The sequence below is a fragment of the Lujinxingia litoralis genome (assembly GCF_003260125.1).
GTDB lineage: Bacteria > Myxococcota_A > Bradymonadia > Bradymonadales > Bradymonadaceae > Lujinxingia > Lujinxingia litoralis.
On the sequence record NZ_QHKO01000005.1, the window covers coordinates 408,760 to 426,502 of the forward strand.

Genomic DNA, 17,743 nt, shown 5'->3' on the forward strand with positions numbered 1-17,743 from the left:
GCCAAGGCCCCGACCATGCTTACCCTCCAAGGTCTGCACAAACGCTACCCCGACGGATTTGTCGCCCTGCCCTCGGTCGATCTCCAGGTGCCCCGCGGCCAGCTCGTGGCGCTGATCGGCCCCTCGGGCGCCGGCAAATCCACGCTGATCCGCTGCATCAATCGCCTGGTCGAACCCACCGCCGGCTCGGTCAAACTCGGCGACCAGGAACTCAGCAACCTCTCGCGCGCCGAGCTCCGAGAGGCACGCCGGCGCATCGCGATGATTTTTCAGGACTACGCCCTGGTCGACCGCCTCACGGTGATGGAGAACGTGCTCAGCGGGCGCCTGGGCTACGTGAGCTTTCTCGACAGCCTGCTGCGCCGCTTCCCCCCGGCCGATGTTGAGCGCGCCTTCGATCTTCTGGAGACCGTGGGACTCAAGGGGCTGCATGACCGCCGCGCCGACGCCCTCTCCGGCGGCCAGCGCCAGCGCGTGGGCATCGCCCGCGCCCTGATGCAGCAGCCCGAACTCCTGCTGGTCGACGAGCCCACCGCCAGCCTCGATCCCCGCACCGCTCGCCAGGTCATGCAGCTTTTGAGCGACCTGTGCAAAGAGCGCGATCTCACCGCGATCATCAACATTCACGACGTGCCCCTGGCCCGCGCCTACACCGACCGCATCGTCGGCCTGCAGGCCGGCTCCATCGTCTTTGACGGCGCCCCGGCCGAGCTCACCGACGCGGTGCTCCCCGAGATCTACGGCGGCGAAGACTGGGATTCGGACCAAACCCACCTCGACACCGCCGGCGAGGGGGTGGCCGCGTGAGCGCAACGCTTCCCTCCCAGACGCCCCGCACCTGGCGACGCCCCCCGCGCATCGCCAACCCCCGCACGCGCTGGACCCTCTACCTGGGCGCGACCCTCTATCTTATCTGGGCCCTCTCCTCGGTGGATATCGACCTGCCGCGCCTGCTCGAAGGCTTGAGCCGCGCCACCGAGTTCTTTGCCGCCGCGCTCACCCCGGACTTTTTCACCCGCTGGAGCGACATTCGCGCCGGCATCCTGGAGAGCCTGACCATGACGGTTGTGGCCACCGCCGCCGGCATCGCCCTCTCGGTGCCCCTGGGGCTGGGAGCGGCCCGCAACCTGGCCACTCGCCCGGTCTACCTGGTCTGCCGCGCGATCCTGGCGGTGACCCGCGCCTTCCACGAGATCATTTTGGCCATCATGCTCGTGGCCATGTTTGGCTTCGGGCCCTTTGCCGGCGTGGTCACCCTGGTGGTCTCCACCATTGGCTTTCTCGGCAAGCTGATCGCCGAAGATATCGAAGCCATTCAATGGAACTCGGTCGAGGCCATCGACTCGGTGGGCGCCTCCTGGCTGCAAAAGGTCGTCTACGCGGTGCTCCCCCAGATCATGCCCCGCTTTATCGGCCTCTCGCTCTACCGCCTGGACATCAACTTCCGCGAATCGGCAGTCATCGGCATCGTCGGCGCCGGGGGCATCGGCGCCACCCTGACCACGGCCTTTGATCGCTACGAATTCGAGGCCGTCTCGGCCATCCTCATCCTCATCATCACCACCGTCTTTGTCGCCGAGTACCTCGCCGGCGCCATCCGCCGAAGGGTTCTCTGATGCCTGTCGAGATTCAGGGCGACACACGTATCTGGCGGCGACGCGACCGCGCCGCCAGCGCTCGCCATTTTGGCGCGACGCTGGCCGTGGCCGCGCTGGTGGTCTTCTGCGCCAAGATCATCAGCGACCAGACCACCTGGGAGTTTGTGGGCTCGGCCCCCCTCCAGGGCGCCGACCTGGCCATGCGCATGTGGCCGCCGCGGCTGAGCTACCTCACCGAGTTGTGGGGTCCGGTCATCGACACCATCCACATCGCCACCCTGGGCACCATCCTGGGCGTGATGATTGCCTCGCCACTGGCCTTTCTGGCGGCCAACAACACCACGCCCTCCCGGGCCCTGGTACGCCCGGTGGCCCTGGCCCTGCTGGTAACCTCGCGCTCGGTCAACTCCATCATCTGGGCGCTGATGCTGGTGGTGATCTTCGGCCCGGGCATGCTCAGCGGCATCATCGCCATCGCGCTGCGCTCGGTGGGTTTTTGCGGCAAACTCCTCTACGAGGCGATCGAAGAGATCGACGCCCACACCGTGGAGGCCGTGGCCTCCACCGGCGCGAGCCGCCTGCAGGTGCTCACCTTTGGCGTGATCCCGCAGATCGCCCCGGCCTTTGCCGGCATCTCGGTCTACCGCTGGGACATCAATATCCGCGAGGCCACCGTGCTGGGGCTCGTCGGTGCTGGCGGCATCGGCATGGCGCTGCAGGGGGCCATCGACACCCTGGCCTGGAGCCGGGTCAGCGTTATTTTTCTGGTCATTCTGGGCACCGTCGTGCTCTCGGAGTGGGTCTCGGCCAAGGCACGCGCCGCTGTGATTTAATGATTTAACTCAGGACACCTCCCCGTCCTCGGTGTGTGGCCAACATCCCAGCAGCGCTGGCGCTTGTTTCGGAAGCCGCACACCCAGCACCCACCCCTCCTCGGCGATCACCTGCGCCACCTTTTTCGGCACACGCTCCACCTCCTTCAAAAACCCGTCGAGCGTGCCACGCTGCGACTGCTCCAGAAGCCAGACTGCGATGGCCTGCGCGTCGCGCAGATCCTTATCCTGAATCGTCGTATCTCGCGGTAGCATCGACGGATAGCACTCCGCGATCACGTGATGCGTGCCCGACAAGCCCCCCTCCTGCGGCCACACGCTCACATCGAGTTCACCGGCGTCGCGCAACGTCAGGAGCGCGTCGAGCATCGCCAGACACGTGAGGGTGTGGCCGGCGACCATCGGCCCCGGACCCATATAAAACGCGCTCAAAGACTGCGGCAAAAAGAGCTCCACCATCCGCCAGTACGCCACGCCCCGCGCGCTGTAGAACTCGCCAGGGCTGTGGTGAGGCCGATCCCACGCCCGCCCCTCCCGGTCGCGCGAATACAGCGGCACGCCCACCTCTTCGGCAAAAGGCATATTGACCCGATCGAGAAACGCATCGAGCGTAGGCGCGTCCCGGCGCATCGCGGCGATCCGCGCCACCAGCGCGCGCCAGCTCTCCACGCCAAAGACCTCCGAGGCCGCTCCCACCGGGTAGCCCAGCGAGGCGTCGATCCCCACCAGAGTGCGCGGTGCATCGGGTCGCAAAAGCTCGCGCAGGTAATCAAAAACCTCCACCCGCTTCCAGTTTCTGGCCCGGGTGCCCGGCGGTCGCACCTCGCGCGCGGGCTGTCCGGCCGCCGCCTCGACGATGCGAAGCCCCACCCGCTGGTCGTCGCGGCCGGCCCCGGCCCAGTCGATCCCGATGATCCGCTCAAACTCTCTCATCCCACACTCCCATCACGTCTGGCCTTCGCTCCCATCACCCGCGTCGCCGCCGCAGCTCTTGTCAACCCGACGCCTCCAAAGGCACCCTCAACCTCCCGGTCGCGTGCTCCCCCCGTCGCAGTCTTGACGATGCCCCACCCCGCGCCCCGGCTCAACGCCCCCCTTGCCGCACGGGCTCTCCCGAGCTTTTCCACAGCCTTTTCCCCATCTTTTTCCATGCCCCTTCTCCTTGCGCTCCTCTTGACCGCTGCCACGCTCCTGGGCGCCTGCCAACGCCCGGCGCCTCCCGGGCCAGTCCCTCCCCCCACGCCCGACACCGAGACCACGCGCTCGCCAGCGGCGCCCCCAGACACCGCGCCCTCCTCCCCCACACCCACCTCCGAGCTCCGAGCCACCCCGACGCAGGGCTTTCGCGCCGGCGACATACTGCGCCTGTGCTGGAGCGCCACCGCGGTAGAGACCTGCACCCTCTCCATCCTCCACGCCAGTGGCGAGGGCGACTTCGGCCCGGTGAACCCGCAGGGCTGTGAGCCGGTCCGCGTAGAGTCCACCACCCTGACCGAGCTCTTCTGCCAGGGCCCTCACGGCGACACCCACGCACTCCTGGAGCTGCGCGCCACGCCCTGACCTCCTCCCCTTCCATCCCCTCCTACCCGCCAGCGCGCACGCCTTGTCGGCCCCCGGGCCCGGACCACCTTTAAGAGTGCCCGAAACCACGCGCATCACCCACACCGCATCACACCTCCCGGGGGGAGCACCATGGAGAGCACTCTGCAGGCCATTGTCACCATACTCTCGCTGGTCAACCCGGCGGTGTGTCTGGCGATGTTCACCAGCATTGAGGCCGGCCAGCCCGGCCAGGTGCAGCGCAAAGACGCCACACAGGTCACGCTGGCCACCCTGATCATCCTGGGAACCTCCGCGCTCCTGGGCATAAAAATCCTGGGCGTCTTCGGAGTCTCGGTCGACGCCTTCTCGGTGACCGGAGGGGCGGTGCTGGTGGGCATCGGCGCGGCCATGCTCATGGGCAGCCAGCAGCCGGCCGGCCCCTCCCCGGGCGCCCCCGACGCGGCCAACCCTCAATCGGAGCCCTCAGCACACCAGGCCGCCCTGGGCCCGCTGATCCTCTTTGCCGGGGGCCCTGGCCCCATCACCGGGGTGATCACCCTCTCGGCCCAGAGCCAAAAAGATCTGCCCTGGGAGGCGCTGATCGCCGTGGGCGTGACCGCGCTTGTGCTCTGGGTGGTGCTCTACGTCTCGGCACGCAGGGCCTCGGCCCATGACGCCGAAGAGGGCGCCGACGAGCGCGAACACTCCCAGTCCTTCTATCGCGACATCATGACCCGCTTCATGGGACTGATCATCATCGCGATGGGCATACAAATCGGCTTAAGCGGCCTCAAAAGCTTCTTCGGAGCAAGCTGATCCCCCGGCGCCTACGCACGCCTTGCTCTCCCCGAATGTCCACCCTCTCCCTCCCAATCGCCGCCCTTACGCATCCCCCCACGTTTACACTCCCCCTGGCTCCGTGCTAGATGTCCGGCACGTTGAGAGATACCGAAAAAGGGTCGTGTGAACCGTGCTGAACTGGATCAAACGCTGGATTTTCAAGCTCCTGGGGCGCTCCCCCCGCCCCCTCGCCCTGCCCCCGGGGCGCACCGTATCGCTGAGCTCGCTGGAGATCGGCGACGTGGTGGTGCACCTGGATGAGACCTACATCGTCAGCCAGCGGATCGTAAATCACGCCAACGGCTTCTTCTGGCACGACTACCTCCTCTACGGGGGCAGCGATGAGCGCCTCTGGCTCTCGGTCGAAGATGACGACGAACTCAGCATCGCGCTCTACCGCCCGGTTGAATGGCCGATCCACCAGGAACCGCCGACCGAGATCGAGTACCAGGGACAGCTCTTTCGACTCCGGGAAAAGGGCAAAAGCGACGCCACGATCAGCCGGGAAAGCGGCAGCCAGACCCGCACCACCGCCTACTCCTGGGACTACCGCGCCTCGTCAGACGCTCGCCTGAGCATTCAGCGCTGGGGCGAAGGCGAATACGAAGTGATGGTGGGACACGCCGTCTCCGAGGGCTCCCTTGACCTGATGGCCCAGCCGGACTGACACGATGATGATTCGCTATCGGCCGCTGCTCCCCCTCTTCTTCGCGCTGCTCTGCCTGGGCGGAGCCCTTTACGGGCGCCTGGGGCTCACCAAGACCCCGGTTCACCAGGAGGGCTTCCACCTCGATGCGACCACGCCGACCCGGGGGATGGCCCCGGTCACGCTGGAGACGGGGCCGATGTACACCCTGGACCTGGAGTTCCCCGGACGCTTTCCCCTGAACGGCTCCGTGGCCCTCGGCGCGTCGCTCCTCACCTCCGAAGGCAACCCGGTCTTTGAGCTCGAAGACGCCTACTGGCACCAGCAGGGCACCTGGCACGAAGAGGGCCAGAGCGGCACCTGGAATGAGCAGTACACCCGGAGCACCTTTAACTTCCGGGTCGCCGAACCCGCGCGCTACCAGGTCGTCATCGACCTCTACGAATCCAACCTCGGATCCCCCGTACCGATGCGCGCGCGCCTGCTGGCCAGCCAGCCGCGCAAAGTGGGCTCAGCGCCCTTTTTCATCGGCTTTCTGGTCTTCCTCGTCATCGCCGGCGTGGTCGCGATGCGGCGCACCCGGGTAACCCGAAAGGTCCTAAAGACCCTGGGCCCGGACTCCACACTCAACGTCAAAGGCGAAGCCTTCACCGTGGTCGATGTCCGCGAGCATGGCGAGGCCGGCGAAGAACCCGGCTACGAGCTGCGCCTCAAAAATGCCTACGGCGGGGAGCGCTACCTGGCCGTGGAGACCTACGAAGAGGAGTGGACCGACTCCGAGGGCAACGATCACACCCGCAAGCGCCGCTACATGCTCCTGGATGCCTCCCTCAGCGAGGGGGAACAGGCGATGATTGCCCAAAACCCGCGCCCCAATCAGCTGCGCCTCCGTGGCCAGACCCTCTATTACGACCCCAACAACAGCGGGGAGGGCACGCTCAAGACCACCCTGCACGGGCAGCTCTACACCAGCGCCTACCACGCCCGGATGTACACCCCCGAATCCCTCCCCCAGGAGTCGGCCCGGGGCACCTACCTCCTGGAACACATCACCTACAAAGAGCGCGACGAGTCGGAGTGGAATCTGGTCGAGATTCTGGCCTGGCAAGACCTTGAATTCGTCGACATCAAACCCCGGCCTCCCGCCCGAGGGTGATGGCCTGTTATCCCCTGTGAGAGGACTACCATGGACGTTGCACAGCTCGGCGAGATGATCACCCAGATCCTGGGATGGAGCATCGGCGGGATGATTGCGCTGGTGTTGGCGCGCTATGCCTACAAAGTCATCGCGCCCTTTGATGTAGAAAAAGAGCTGGTCGGCGACCGCAACTCCGCGGTGGGCGCCAGCAAGGGCATGTTTCTGATCGCCGCCGGCATCATCCTGCACGGACTCGTCGCTGGCGAGCGCATGGCCAGCTCGCTGTGGATGGACATCGTGCTGGTGGGCGGGCTCTACCTGCTGGGGCTGATGATGCTCTGGGTCGGGCGCCTGATGCTGGTGGCTTTGACCTCCTACGACTTCAACAAGCAGATCCACATCGAAGACAACCTGGCCGTCGGATTGATCGAGGGCTCCTACTTCATCGCCTTCGCCGTGATCATTCACGGCGTGCTCTGACGCCTCACCGCCGCCCCTGCTCCCCGACCCCGCCCGCGCTATGAGCCCCCCCAAATCCCCTCCGCGCCCGCCAACTCGCCGCGAACGCCTCCTGCTGAGCATCCTGGCGTTGAGCGTAGGCGCGGTCTCCATCTGCGGGATCGTCTACCAGCTGATCGTCGGCACGGTGAGCACCTACCTGCTGGGCAACAGCACCTTCCAGTACTCCATGACCATCGGCCTCTTTATGTCGGCCTACGGTCTGGGCGCGTTCCTCTCCACCCGCATCCGCGCGCGCCTGGTCGATATCTTCGTGCTCACCGAGATCCTGGTCGGGGTCATCGGCGGGCTCTCGGCCTTTGTGCTCTTCTACCTCTACGCCTTCGGCGCGCTCTTTGAGCTGGGCCGGGTCGCCCTGATCCTGGGCCTGGGCACCCTGGTGGGCCTGGAGATGCCGCTCTTGATTCGCATCAGCGAGGAGCTGCGCCGTGACCTGCGCATGACCGTGGGCCAGATGATGGGCGTCGACTACCTGGGTGCCCTCCTGGGCGGGGTGGCCTTCCCCCTGGTGCTGCTGCCGGTGTGGGGGCTGATGGGCTCCTCGCTCTTGATCGGACTCTTCAACGTGGTGGTGGCTCTGGTCATGGTCCGGGTCTTCTGGCCGATGCTTCGCCGCGGACGGGCGATGGTGGCCCTCTCGCTCATCGCCCTGCTGGTGCTGGGAGGCGCCCTCATCTACGCCCGGCCCCTGGAGCGGGTGGTGGAGCGCGAGCTCTACGAAGACCCCCTGGTGTACGTCGAGCAGACCCCCTACCAGAAAATCGTGATGACCCGGCGCGGCGACGACCTGCGCCTTTATCTGGATGGCTCGCTGCAATTCTCCTCCCGCGACGAATACCGCTACCACGAGGCGCTGATCCACCCGGCGGCCAGCCGGCTCCGCACGCTGCGCCGTGTGATGGTGCTGGGCGGCGGCGACGGCCTGGCGCTGCGCGAGCTGGGCCACTACCCGGACATTGAGCAAATCACCCTGGTCGATCTCGACCCGGCGATGACCCGGCTGGGCCGCTCCCACGAGCTCCTGCACCAGCTCAACGAAGAGGCCTTTGAGCACCTGCCGGTCGAGGTGCTCAACCTCGACGCGTTCAACTTTGTGCGAGACTTCGACCCGCAGCGCACCGCTCCCTACGACCTGATCGTGGTCGATCTGCCCGACCCCCACCACGAATCCCTGGCCAAGCTCTACTCGCTGACCTTCTACGTGAGCCTGCACGAACTGCTGAGCCCCGGCGGCGTGATGGTCGCCCAGCTCGGCAGCCCCTTCTTTGCCAACCGCTCCTACTGGTCGGCCGTCCAAACCCTGGAGCGCGCCGGCTGGAGCGTGCACCCCTATCACGCCAACGTCCCCAGCTTTGGCGAGTGGGGCTTTGCCCTGGCCACCGACGGCACCCCGGCGCCGGCGCCGCTCAAAGAGCACCGAGGCCGCTTCTACGACACGGCCCACGACGCCGAGCTCTTCCACTTCCCCCCCGATCTCACCGCGCAACATCCGGTGGAGGTCAACACCTTGATGCGCCCGGTGATCATCGACTACTTTCAGGACGACTGGCGAAGCTGGAACTGACTCCCCGCCCCCCCCCGGCGAGGCAACAGGACTCCCCCCATGCTCAAACACCTCCTCGTACTCGGCGTCTTCTGCGTGCTGGTCTTCGGGGCCTTTACCGCCCTGGCCTTTGTCTTCAGCCCGGATAACAGCCCGCCGGTCGACCACGAAAACGACCTCGTCCGCACCCGTAACGACCAGCGGATCGTGTACTACGGCCGCGCGGGCTACTACGGCGTGGGACGCCCGGGCCTCCACCGCTCCGGGCGCCTGGGCAGCGTGGGGAACCGCAGTTTCCGGGGCGGCGGACTGCACGGCGGAAAATAACCCACGACCACCTTTTCCCCTTTAATTTCAACAACCTGCAACGACCGGGAGTCGCCTCGAAAAGCGACCGGGAGTCACCCCGAAAAGCGACCGGGAGTCACCCCGAAAAGCGACCGGGAGTCGCCTCGAAAAGCGACCGGGAGTCACCCCGAAAAGCGACCGGGAGTCACCCTGAGACGGGACCCCCGGTCATCTTTTCCCCTGTTATTTCCGACACCTGCACTGACCGGGAGTCACCCCCGGGGAGTCCCCCCCACCTCAGAGCTCGCGCTCTACCCAGCGCAGGTCAAAGGCCAGCTCCACCGGAACTTCACTCGCGCAGGGATCGCAGAAGCCCTGGCACACCAGCGTCAAGTTTGCCTCGCCAGCGACCTCCCGGGCCGCCTCATCGTAGTGCGAGATCGCGGCCATCGTCGTCGCTACAAACGAGCAGGTGTTCCCGGTCGCCGTCTCCACAAGCCCCACCTCCAGCAGCAGCTGCGATGGCGTCTCGGCGCCGGACTCCGGCAGGGTCAGCCCGTAGGTCAACGCGGTGCCCGCGCCCGAGAAAAAGAGCATGTTGCCCATGCGATGAGCCTCCACCGTGGGCTCCTCCCCCTCCACCGTGGTGGGCTCATTGCCATGAAAGCCCACCGTGATCGTGCCACCCGAGAGCTCCGGCACCTCATCAGGGTCGGTGTAGCGCTGGCAATCCTCAGAGCAGCCTTCCTCCCCGTCGCAGGCCTCGCCAAATTCCACCTGCCCGTTGCCGCACTCCGGCGAGTTGCTCAGACACGCCATCCCCGAGCCATCCTCCAACTCGGTGCAGGTGTACCCCTCGGCGCAGCTGCTCACACAGGGACGGCTGCAGTACGAGGCCCCCACCTCCTGATGCGACACGCAGATTCCGCCCTCGCAGCCCTCATCCTCCTCAGCACAGCTCGCCAGATTGCAGATCAGGTTGCAGGGCTCTCCCAGGTCTTCGGGCTCCTCCTGCGGGTCCCCCTCGACGTCCGCGCACGCGTCCACGCACACGTCTGGCGAGTCGCCCGCGTCCGGGTCGTCCGCCCGGCGGTTGTCACCGCCCTCACACCCCAGCGTCCCACCGAGAAGGCACGCCATCACCATCATCTTCCAGCTCTTCATACAAACCTCTCGTCAAGCCGGGCCCTTAGAGAGGCCCCGCCAACCATTCCAATGCGCGGGCTGAGGACCTCTCATAACATAGCGCCCGCCGGCGCACCAACCGGCGCCCCTCAACGCACCCAGACACCAGCAAGGTGGGCCACGTTGCTGGGGTCGATCCAGTGCAGATAGAGCGGTCCCTCCTGCTTCCGAAACGCCCCCGGGTTAAGCACCACCTCGATGCGCGTGTCACTCCAGCTTACGATGCGCTGCAACTCCACCTGCGTGCTCGCCAGGTACTCGGCCCCATCCGTCAGCACCACGCGCCGCCAACTGTCGTCGATGTACACCTCCCCAAAGGTGTAGTCCGACTGCTCATAGCCCGCCGGCTCCGGCCCCACCTGATGGTAAAACCCACGCGTCGCATCCCAGTAGGTGGTGGGCGTGTAACGTCCCAGCTCCTCGTCGCCAGGCCCCAGGTTCATCGCCGGCAACCAGAGCTGGCGGCCGGTATCCGCAAACCAGTACTGCCACTGATTAAAGATCATACCCGGCTCGGTGTCGCCAGTGGGATCGATGAACATCTCCTCCAGATGCCAGCGCGTGAGGTCCCCCTCGGGCAGCGACGACCATACCGGCACGCGGTAGCCATTCTCCAGCGGTGGCGGAAACACCAGCGTGCCCCCCTCGCTGTACTGCCACTGATTTTTACCAATATTGCCTGCCGCCGAGCCCCCCCAGCCCTCCTGCAGGCTGTCGCGCTGGGAGCCCCGCATCGTTTTCAACGAGTTATCGTTCTGCCCCCCGGGGTAACGGACACGCGAGGCGTAATAATATCGCCCGTCGCGAAACGGCGTCGGCTCGCCGGTCTTTCCACCGGTGGCCGCCACCCCCATAAAGTACGCCCCGCTCTTGCGATCCCCCTGACCGCCGCCGGCCGGCCCCAGGTAGTGCGCCGGACCTCCGGGGTAACGCAAGCCCTCTCCCTCCCGCTGATACACCGGGTTGGCCCGCGGCGACTCCCTGCCGTAAAGCGGCGAGCCTTCCACCTCCTGACCATGCGCCAGCGCGGCGTTAAACCCCTCGGCCTGACCGCGCACGTAGACCTCATCGCCGAAGTCCCACAAAAGCGCCGGCCCCCCACCGGGCTTCTCCCCAAAGCGCACGGCGGCGCTCCCCACCCCGATCACCACCGGCCCCCCCACCTCCGACACGCCGCTCACCTCATAGCCCTGCCGACTCTCCCAGTGCGGCGCGTCGTCGCCGATGTCCCCGCTTTCCGACTCGCCAGCGTCCCTCTCCCCCCCATTGTCCACGTCATCTGCGTCGTCGCCCACGTCCTCCGGCGCGGCTACATCGGCATCCTCACCCACATCGTCGCCCCCTCCCGCATCCCACCGCTGCGCCGACCCGCTCGGCTCACTGCTACACGCCACCGCCCCGGACAGCACCAGCATCACCAGCCTTTGCCTCCACCTGCGCATGCATCCTCCTTCGCTGCACTTTGATAGGCTCAACCCACCCCGTGTAGCACGCCGGGACCTTGAGAGCATGACGTGAGCCTTGACGCAGCGCATCATAACCTTTGAACAACTACCTCGTTTGGCGTAAGCTCATCAGTCCATTGCTGATTCATCGCCGCGCCCCGGGGGCGCGCCCCCTTCGCCACCGCTAAAGGGGGCCAGAATTGCCAGAGGTTTTCGATGTCACCTGTAGTTCCCCGCGCCCCTACTCGCCAGACCGCCTTCCCACTCCCCATCTGCTTCGCCCTGGGACTGTTGAGCCCGCTTCCCTCGGCCTGTGGTGAGGGCGGCGCCCCCTACGATCAGCTCAACTCGGAGTGGGAGTTTGAGGAGCCCGGCCTCTCCGAAACTCCGGACACTCCCGATGTCGACACCGACGCCCCCCCGGAGCTCCCCGAGAACGAAGGTCGCTACCTGGCCCCCCTTCCCGAGGGCTTTGAGGTCGAGCGCTTCGACGACGCCATCGTCTTCCATCTGGAGTGGGAACACCTCACCGACGAGCGCCCGCTGGTGAGCAAGTCCGTGGATCTCGATCTGGTCTACTGCCGCACCCCGCCGGCGACCACCTTCACCCGCCTCGAGCCCGAGCACTGCGTGGCCTGGAGCACCCCGGAGGTCACCTGGGAAGAGGGCGGCAACAGCGTCCTGATTCGCACCGGCCCCGACGCCACCCGCGACGGCATTCCCGAGCAAATCGGCCACCCCTCCCTGCAACAACACGACACCCACGTGGGCGTCCTCTACGCCAGCGGCGGCTACGAGGCCCGCGCCACCCTGAGCGTCTACGTCGATGGCGAGCTCTACCAACAGAAGGAGCAGATCTTAAGCGAGCGCGGCCAGACCTGGTACGCCCTCATCGCCTCCTGGAACGCCATCACAATCTCACCGGCCCTGCGGGCCGCCCCCCCCTGCGCCGCCCTCCCCGACGCCGAGTGCGCCAACACCCAACTCTACCTCGGCCCGGTCCCACTCGCCGATGACTGACGCTAACCCCCTCCCCCCGGAGACCACACCATGAGCCTGAGACGCCTTGCCCTACTTGTTGCCCTTTTCCCCGCGCTGCTCACCGCCTGCCACGAAGAAAGCCCCCAGGACTGCCCCTCCGACGCCTGCCAGGAGACGCCCGCTGACACCGGCCTCGACGCCGCCGAAGACGCCGAACCCGACGCCGAACCCGACGCCGACTGGGAGCCCGACCCCGGACCGGAGCGCCCGACAACCGGCATCGTTATCGAGCTGACATGGGAGGCTCTGGAGTACAGCGCCGATGACCTGACCCTCCATGAACAGAATCAATCAGACCTGGACCTCCACTTCTGCGATGACAACGCGGGGCAATTTGGCAGTCGTAGCGACAGCTGCGTCAGCTTTCTGTCCCGACAGTTTGGCACCCCCGGACTGGCCACAGACGCCGAGGGCAATCCCACCGACGTCCACGTCGATCTGCTTTATGACTCCTACCTCGCCGCCTACCCGGAGGTCATTACCCTGAGCGGACCGCCCCAAAATCGCAGCCATCTGATGGTCAACCCCTACTCCCTCTATCATCCCCGGGTGCGCGCAAACCTGAGCATCTACCACGATAACGAACTCATCCAGACCTTCACCCACGACTTCGAGCAATCCGAGGCCCCGACTCCCCACTGGTACGTCGCCACCATCGACTGGGCCCTGGACCCGGCCGAATCGATCATCATCTCGCCACCGACCTGCCTCGACCCGGACGCTCCCGACTCCATGGCACTCTGCACCCGGGATTGACCTTTTCGGGGAGCCGCCCCCTCCAACGAAGGCCAATGCCTCCCGCCGCCGCTGCCTCCAGCGGCGGCGGCCCCGGCACCACCGCCCCGCTCCTGCTGACCGCTTTCGGGGCAATCAAGCGGCCACGCCGCCGCTGCGCAAACCACACTACTAACATTTGAAACACCCCCCTCCTTCTGGGTAGCTTGAGCCCATCATCCCACCCTCGCCGGAGAGACATCGCACGCCACACTGTACGCGATGCTCTCGAGACAACCGACGTGACATCAAAAGCAGCTCAGAGCGTATCCCCCATTCAACCATGATTTCAGACACTTAACATCCACAGGACACTCATCATGCGCCCTACCCTCCCCATCAGCGCCCTCTGCGCCCTACTCCTGCTCACCAACGCCTGCACCTCCGAGAGCGTTGACACCGCCGACTGCCCCGACGCCCCCTGCGACGGCCCCCCCTCAGACGCCCCCCCGCTCCCCGAAGACGAGGTCGTCATCGAACTCGCCTGGGAAAAACTCACCCCCGGCGACGAGGCATCGGACTTCCAGGGCGCCCTGGACCTCTACTACTGCAACTCCGAACAGACCTCGTTCTCCCAGGCGATTGACGAAAACGACTGCGTCTTCTGGGACAACAGCCCGGCCTCCCTCCAGCCCGATGGCGCCGACGCGGTGCCCGTCACCATGGTCAACACCGCCGGCTACACCGATCCCCCCAACTACATCGTGCACGACGCGCTCCCCTCCGGACGCACCCACATCGTCGCCATGGGCCACAATCACACCGACGCCATTCGCGCCCACGCCCGCGTCTACCTTGCCGGCGAGCTCATCTGGGAAGCCTCCCAGGAGATTGGCGAAAAAGATATCCAGACCCCCTGGTACGCCGGATACATCGACTGGCACGAGGACCTGGCCCAGGTCACCGTCTCCCCGGGCATCCCCTGCGCCGACCTTGCCGAGCCGGCATGCCACGCCGAGAGCGAGGTCCTCTACGAGAAGTACGCCACGCTGAGCTTCCAACAGAATTAAGCGCAACCCGCACCCCCCCGGCCACAGCACACGCCGGATGCCCGCGAGGGCATCCGGCGCGCTCCGGTCCCCCTCCCCTTTGATCTGTCCCCCTCTTCACTCCCGACAAGAACCACGGACACGAACCCGAGCACGAGTCCGAGCACCAGCACGAGCACGAGGTCGAGGTCGAGGTCGAGGTCGAGGTCGAGGTCCCCCCTGTGTCAGCGTAGTTGCCGCATGAACTTTCCAAACCATTTGGGGGCGGCAACGTGAGGTTATCATGGCGTATTCAGCGGGATTTAGAGAACGTGTGGTGCAGAAGATGTTCGGGCCGGAGCGCAGCTCTGTCGCCGAGTTGATGGAAGAGACGGGTGTGGCACGAGCGACGCTGGGCCGGTGGCGCAGAGAAGCGGTAAACGGAGGTAGTGTGAGCGGAAAGTCCGGGAGAAGGCGCAGCAAACCACCCAAAGAGAAGATTCGTATTGTGATGGAAGCCGCCGGCCTCTCGGAGGAGGAGCTCGGCGCGTTTCTGCGCCGGGAAGGGCTTCATGAGGCTGATTTGGTGCGCCTTCGGCAGGAGGTTTTGGAGGCTGCCGAAAAAGGGCTTTCGCCGCAGAAACAAAAGGCCGCGGAGCCTGAAAACAAAGAACTCAAACGGGTCAAAAAAGAGCTCGCCCGTAAGGAGAAGGCCCTGGCGGAGGCGGCGGCGTTGCTGGTTTTGCAGGGAAAGCTCAAGGCGTATTTCTCGGAGGACGAGGACGACGACACGACGAAGACGAAAGGTTAACGGTGCTGAGCTGGGCGGAGGAGGCGCAGCGCGACGGCGCCAGACTCTCGTCCATCTGCAAAGTACTGGGGTTGAACAAGCGCACCCTTGAGCGCTGGCGCGCCCGGGGTGGGGGCTCTGACCGACGTCAGGGCCCGCGCACCTCCCCGGCCAATAAGTTGAGTGCGGTCGAGCGCGCGCAGGTTCTCAAGGCCGCGAACAGCCCGGAGTTTCGCGATAAATCGCCTCACCAAATCGTGCCCCTGCTGGCGGACCGCGGTGTGTATCTGGCCTCCGAATCGACCTTTTATCGGGTGCTACGCGAGGCCAAAATGCTGCGNTCCCGGGGGGGGCAGGCCGGGTTGGGGGGCGCGGAGAGTCTCGTAGCGGGGGAGGGAGCCCGGGGCCAAAAACTTGCGCTCCGGCCCGCGCCGCTCATCAATCATCCCCGAAGCGTTAGGCAACTCGCCATCGCCCCCGTCCCTCCCCCGGCCCTGAGCCGGGGCGCCGGGGGCCGGGGTAGAAGGAGCGGTCATGAAGTTTGGTGTCGGGCTCCTGGCCCGGTTCAGGTTCTGGGTGGAGCGCGCGTTGATCCGGGGCGCCCACGTGCAGCTGCTGCTGGTCATCGCGCTCGTGGCGCTCATCGCTCTGCTCGGGGGGCTCGCCATCCTCCCCATCGCCGGGCCCGAGGAGGGGCTGGAGCAGTCGGTATGGTGGGCCTTTCTGCGCCTGACCGACCCGGGGTATCTGGGCGATGACGCCGGCGCCTGGCGCCGGATCGTCTCCACCGGGCTGACCCTGGGAGGCTACGTGCTCTTCATGGGCACCCTGGTCGCGATCATGACCGGGGGCCTGCTGCGCTGGATGCGCACCCTGGAGCGCGGGCTGACTCCGGTGATCATGGAGGACCATTTTGTGGTGCTGGGCTGGACCAGCCGCACCCTGCCGCTGCTCCAGGAGCTTTTGCTCTCGACCTTTCGGGTGCGCCACTTTCTTGCCAGCCTGGGGCGCAGCCGTCGGGCCGGCATCGTGACCCTGGTCGAGGAGCTCGACGACGAGATCCTCGAAGAGCTTCGCCAGGACCCGGTCGTCGGGCCTCGCCATGATGAGGTGGTGCTGCGCTCGGGCTCGGCCATTAACGCCGACCACCTCTGGCGAGTGGCCGCCGTTCACGCCGCCGCCGTGATCGTGCCCTCGCCACAGGAGAATGTGCCCGGGGAGGTCAGCGCGGATGTGGAGGTGATCAAAATCCTGCTCTCCCTCGACGGTCAGGTCGACGCCCTGAACGAGGAGCACCCTTATGTCGTCGTCGAGTTGCGGGAGCCGCGCCACGAAGCGGTAGCCCGCCGAGCCTATCGCGGCCCGCTGGAGGTGGTCAGCGGGGGGCTGCTCATCGGTCGATTGATGGCGCAGAACATGCGCCATCCGGGGCTCTCCCGGGTCTATAACGAGCTGTTGAGCCCGGAGCTCGGCAGCGAGATCTTTGTGCGTCATCACCCGCAGCTGGTCGGCAAGAGCTTTGGCGAGGCCGCGCGCTTCTTTGAGCGCGCCCTTCTGTGCGGCGTGGTGCGCCAGGAGCAGGAGCGCCTGGTGCCTTACTTGTGCCCGGAGCGCGAGTTTGAAGTGCGCCGCGGCGACGCCCTGGTGCTGATCGCCCGCAGCTACCGCGACGCCGCGCCCTGCGATGAGCCCCGCGGGACGAAGCGCCCCCTCAAGATGCGCAAGGCGGAGCCCCTGGCCGAGGTCCGGCGCCGTTCATGTCGCCGGGTGCTCGTGCTGGGCTGGAGCGAGAAGGTGCCCGCGCTGCTCAGCGAGCTGCGCTCCTATGGCGAGCGCGCCTTTGAGGTCACGGTGGTCTCGTCGCTGCCGGTGAGCGAGCGCGTGCGCCGCCTCCAGGAGCAGGGGATGAGTTTTGACGCCGCGTTCTGCGAGCATATCCAGACCGACTACACCCACTGGGGCGCCGCCGGGGCCGCGGCCGTGGAGCGCGCCGATCACGTGGTCTTTATGAGCAGCGATCGCCTGATCTCGGGAGAAGAGGCCGACGCCCGCACCATCATGGGCTACCTCTCGCTGGAAGAGGCCCTGACCCGACCCCGGCGCGGTCGGCCCCCGGTGCAGCAGCTCCTGGAGCTGGCCGACTCGCATAATAAACGCCTGATGGGTGCCCGCGCCGGCGAGGTCATGATCAGCCCGGTGCTTTTAAGTCATGTGTTGGCCCAGGTGGCGCTGCGCCGGGAGTTGCGCGCGATTCTCGATGAACTCTTCACGGTGGGCGGCGCCGAGATCGGGTTTCGCACCCTGGATGAGTACGCCCTGGAGGCCGCTTTTATGAGCGTGGAAGAACTCCGCGAGGAGGCCGCGCGCCACGGGGATGTCTTTTTGGGCGTGGATCGCGTCAGCGTGCGGGGGGGCGCGGCGGTCGAGCTCAACCCGCTGCCCGGGCGCAGCTGGAAAGTCTCCTCTGAGGATCGCGTGGTCGTGATGACCCGCGGCACCGGCGCAAGCCTTACCTAAGAGGAGGGGAGGGTGGCGCAGGCAGGGGCGGCGGGCGGCGGGCATACGTAGTGGGCCGGTGTGTTGTAGGGCCATC

The 17,743-nt window shown here is 66.3% G+C and carries 18 protein-coding genes and 1 pseudogene; 16 read left to right on the forward strand and 3 right to left on the reverse strand.

What is annotated here, in order from left to right; genetic code table 11:
• Positions 1-15 precede the first annotated feature (15 nt).
• Genes phnC through phnE (DL240_RS13125) form a run of 3 tightly spaced genes read left to right on the forward strand, consistent with a single transcriptional unit; the run spans position 16 to position 2,431 of the window.
• Positions 16-807, forward strand: coding sequence for a phosphonate ABC transporter ATP-binding protein (gene phnC, locus DL240_RS13115; protein ID WP_111730351.1), 792 nt, complete (start codon positions 16-18; stop codon positions 805-807).
• The gene (gene phnE / locus DL240_RS13120; RefSeq protein ID WP_111730352.1) at positions 804-1,616 is read left to right on the forward strand and encodes a phosphonate ABC transporter, permease protein PhnE; all 813 of its coding nucleotides are present in this window, start codon (positions 804-806) and stop codon (positions 1,614-1,616) included. The genes phnC and phnE (DL240_RS13120) overlap by 4 nt, the downstream gene beginning before the upstream one ends.
• On the forward strand, positions 1,616-2,431 hold the full coding sequence (phnE, locus tag DL240_RS13125) for a phosphonate ABC transporter, permease protein PhnE (protein WP_111730353.1): 816 nt from the start codon (positions 1,616-1,618) through the stop codon (positions 2,429-2,431). Before phnE (DL240_RS13120) ends, phnE (DL240_RS13125) begins: the two co-directional genes overlap by 1 nt.
• Before the next feature lie 9 nt (positions 2,432-2,440).
• Here phnE (DL240_RS13125) and DL240_RS13130 read toward each other — a convergent pair whose 3' ends face one another.
• A complete protein-coding gene (locus DL240_RS13130) occupies positions 2,441-3,364 on the reverse strand; it encodes a hypothetical protein (protein ID WP_111730354.1) in 924 nt (307 codons plus the stop codon).
• Between the two features lie 216 nt (positions 3,365-3,580).
• Between DL240_RS13130 and DL240_RS13140 the strand changes: the two genes are divergently transcribed.
• The 7 genes from DL240_RS13140 to DL240_RS13170 all read left to right on the forward strand — a co-directional run bounded on the left by DL240_RS13140 (position 3,581) and on the right by DL240_RS13170 (position 8,986).
• Entirely contained in the window at positions 3,581-3,991 is a 411-nt protein-coding gene (locus DL240_RS13140) for a hypothetical protein (RefSeq protein ID WP_111730356.1), read from the forward strand.
• A gap of 132 nt (positions 3,992-4,123) precedes the next feature.
• Positions 4,124-4,789, forward strand: coding sequence for a MarC family protein (locus tag DL240_RS13145; protein ID WP_111730357.1), 666 nt, complete (start codon positions 4,124-4,126; stop codon positions 4,787-4,789).
• 154 nt (positions 4,790-4,943) lie between these two features.
• Positions 4,944-5,480 (forward strand): DUF4178 domain-containing protein, encoded by a 537-nt coding sequence (locus tag DL240_RS13150; RefSeq protein WP_111730358.1) that lies wholly within the window; start codon positions 4,944-4,946, stop codon positions 5,478-5,480.
• Positions 5,481-5,484: 4 nt separating this feature from the next.
• Entirely contained in the window at positions 5,485-6,615 is a 1,131-nt protein-coding gene (locus tag DL240_RS13155) for a hypothetical protein (RefSeq protein WP_111730359.1), read from the forward strand.
• Positions 6,616-6,645: 30 nt separating this feature from the next.
• Complete coding sequence (locus DL240_RS13160; protein ID WP_111730360.1) at positions 6,646-7,077, forward strand: DUF350 domain-containing protein; 432 nt, start codon at positions 6,646-6,648, stop codon at positions 7,075-7,077.
• Between the two features lie 40 nt (positions 7,078-7,117).
• Positions 7,118-8,680 carry a polyamine aminopropyltransferase gene (locus DL240_RS13165; protein WP_111730361.1) on the forward strand — a complete coding sequence of 521 codons (1,563 nt, stop codon included), beginning with the start codon at positions 7,118-7,120 and terminating at the stop codon, positions 8,678-8,680.
• Positions 8,681-8,719: 39 nt separating this feature from the next.
• Entirely contained in the window at positions 8,720-8,986 is a 267-nt protein-coding gene (locus DL240_RS13170) for a hypothetical protein (protein WP_111730362.1), read from the forward strand.
• Between the two features lie 258 nt (positions 8,987-9,244).
• On the opposite strand, the gene DL240_RS13175 is transcribed toward DL240_RS13170, so the two are convergent.
• Complete coding sequence (locus DL240_RS13175) at positions 9,245-10,111, reverse strand: hypothetical protein (RefSeq protein ID WP_111730363.1); 867 nt, start codon at positions 10,109-10,111, stop codon at positions 9,245-9,247.
• 110 nt (positions 10,112-10,221) lie between these two features.
• Positions 10,222-11,574 (reverse strand): hypothetical protein, encoded by a 1,353-nt coding sequence (locus tag DL240_RS13180; RefSeq protein ID WP_146618288.1) that lies wholly within the window; start codon positions 11,572-11,574, stop codon positions 10,222-10,224.
• 219 nt (positions 11,575-11,793) lie between these two features.
• On the opposite strand from DL240_RS13180, the gene DL240_RS13185 reads away from it, so the two are divergent.
• The 6 genes and pseudogenes from DL240_RS13185 to DL240_RS13210 all read left to right on the forward strand — a co-directional run bounded on the left by DL240_RS13185 (position 11,794) and on the right by DL240_RS13210 (position 17,667).
• The gene (locus DL240_RS13185; protein ID WP_146618289.1) at positions 11,794-12,597 is read left to right on the forward strand and encodes a hypothetical protein; all 804 of its coding nucleotides are present in this window, start codon (positions 11,794-11,796) and stop codon (positions 12,595-12,597) included.
• 30 nt (positions 12,598-12,627) lie between these two features.
• Complete coding sequence (locus DL240_RS13190; protein WP_111730366.1) at positions 12,628-13,374, forward strand: hypothetical protein; 747 nt, start codon at positions 12,628-12,630, stop codon at positions 13,372-13,374.
• Between the two features lie 338 nt (positions 13,375-13,712).
• Positions 13,713-14,402 carry a hypothetical protein gene (locus DL240_RS13195; RefSeq protein WP_111730367.1) on the forward strand — a complete coding sequence of 230 codons (690 nt, stop codon included), beginning with the start codon at positions 13,713-13,715 and terminating at the stop codon, positions 14,400-14,402.
• Between the two features lie 262 nt (positions 14,403-14,664).
• Positions 14,665-15,171: a helix-turn-helix domain-containing protein gene (locus DL240_RS19665; RefSeq protein WP_146618290.1), complete on the forward strand. Its 507-nt coding sequence runs from the start codon at positions 14,665-14,667 to the stop codon at positions 15,169-15,171.
• A gap of 2 nt (positions 15,172-15,173) precedes the next feature.
• A pseudogene (locus DL240_RS20955) lies at positions 15,174-15,458 on the forward strand (IS3-like element ISGur5 family transposase); the annotation flags it as partial.
• A gap of 226 nt (positions 15,459-15,684) precedes the next feature.
• The gene (locus tag DL240_RS13210; RefSeq protein WP_111730370.1) at positions 15,685-17,667 is read left to right on the forward strand and encodes a CASTOR/POLLUX-related putative ion channel; all 1,983 of its coding nucleotides are present in this window, start codon (positions 15,685-15,687) and stop codon (positions 17,665-17,667) included.
• Positions 17,668-17,743: the final 76 nt, after the last annotated feature.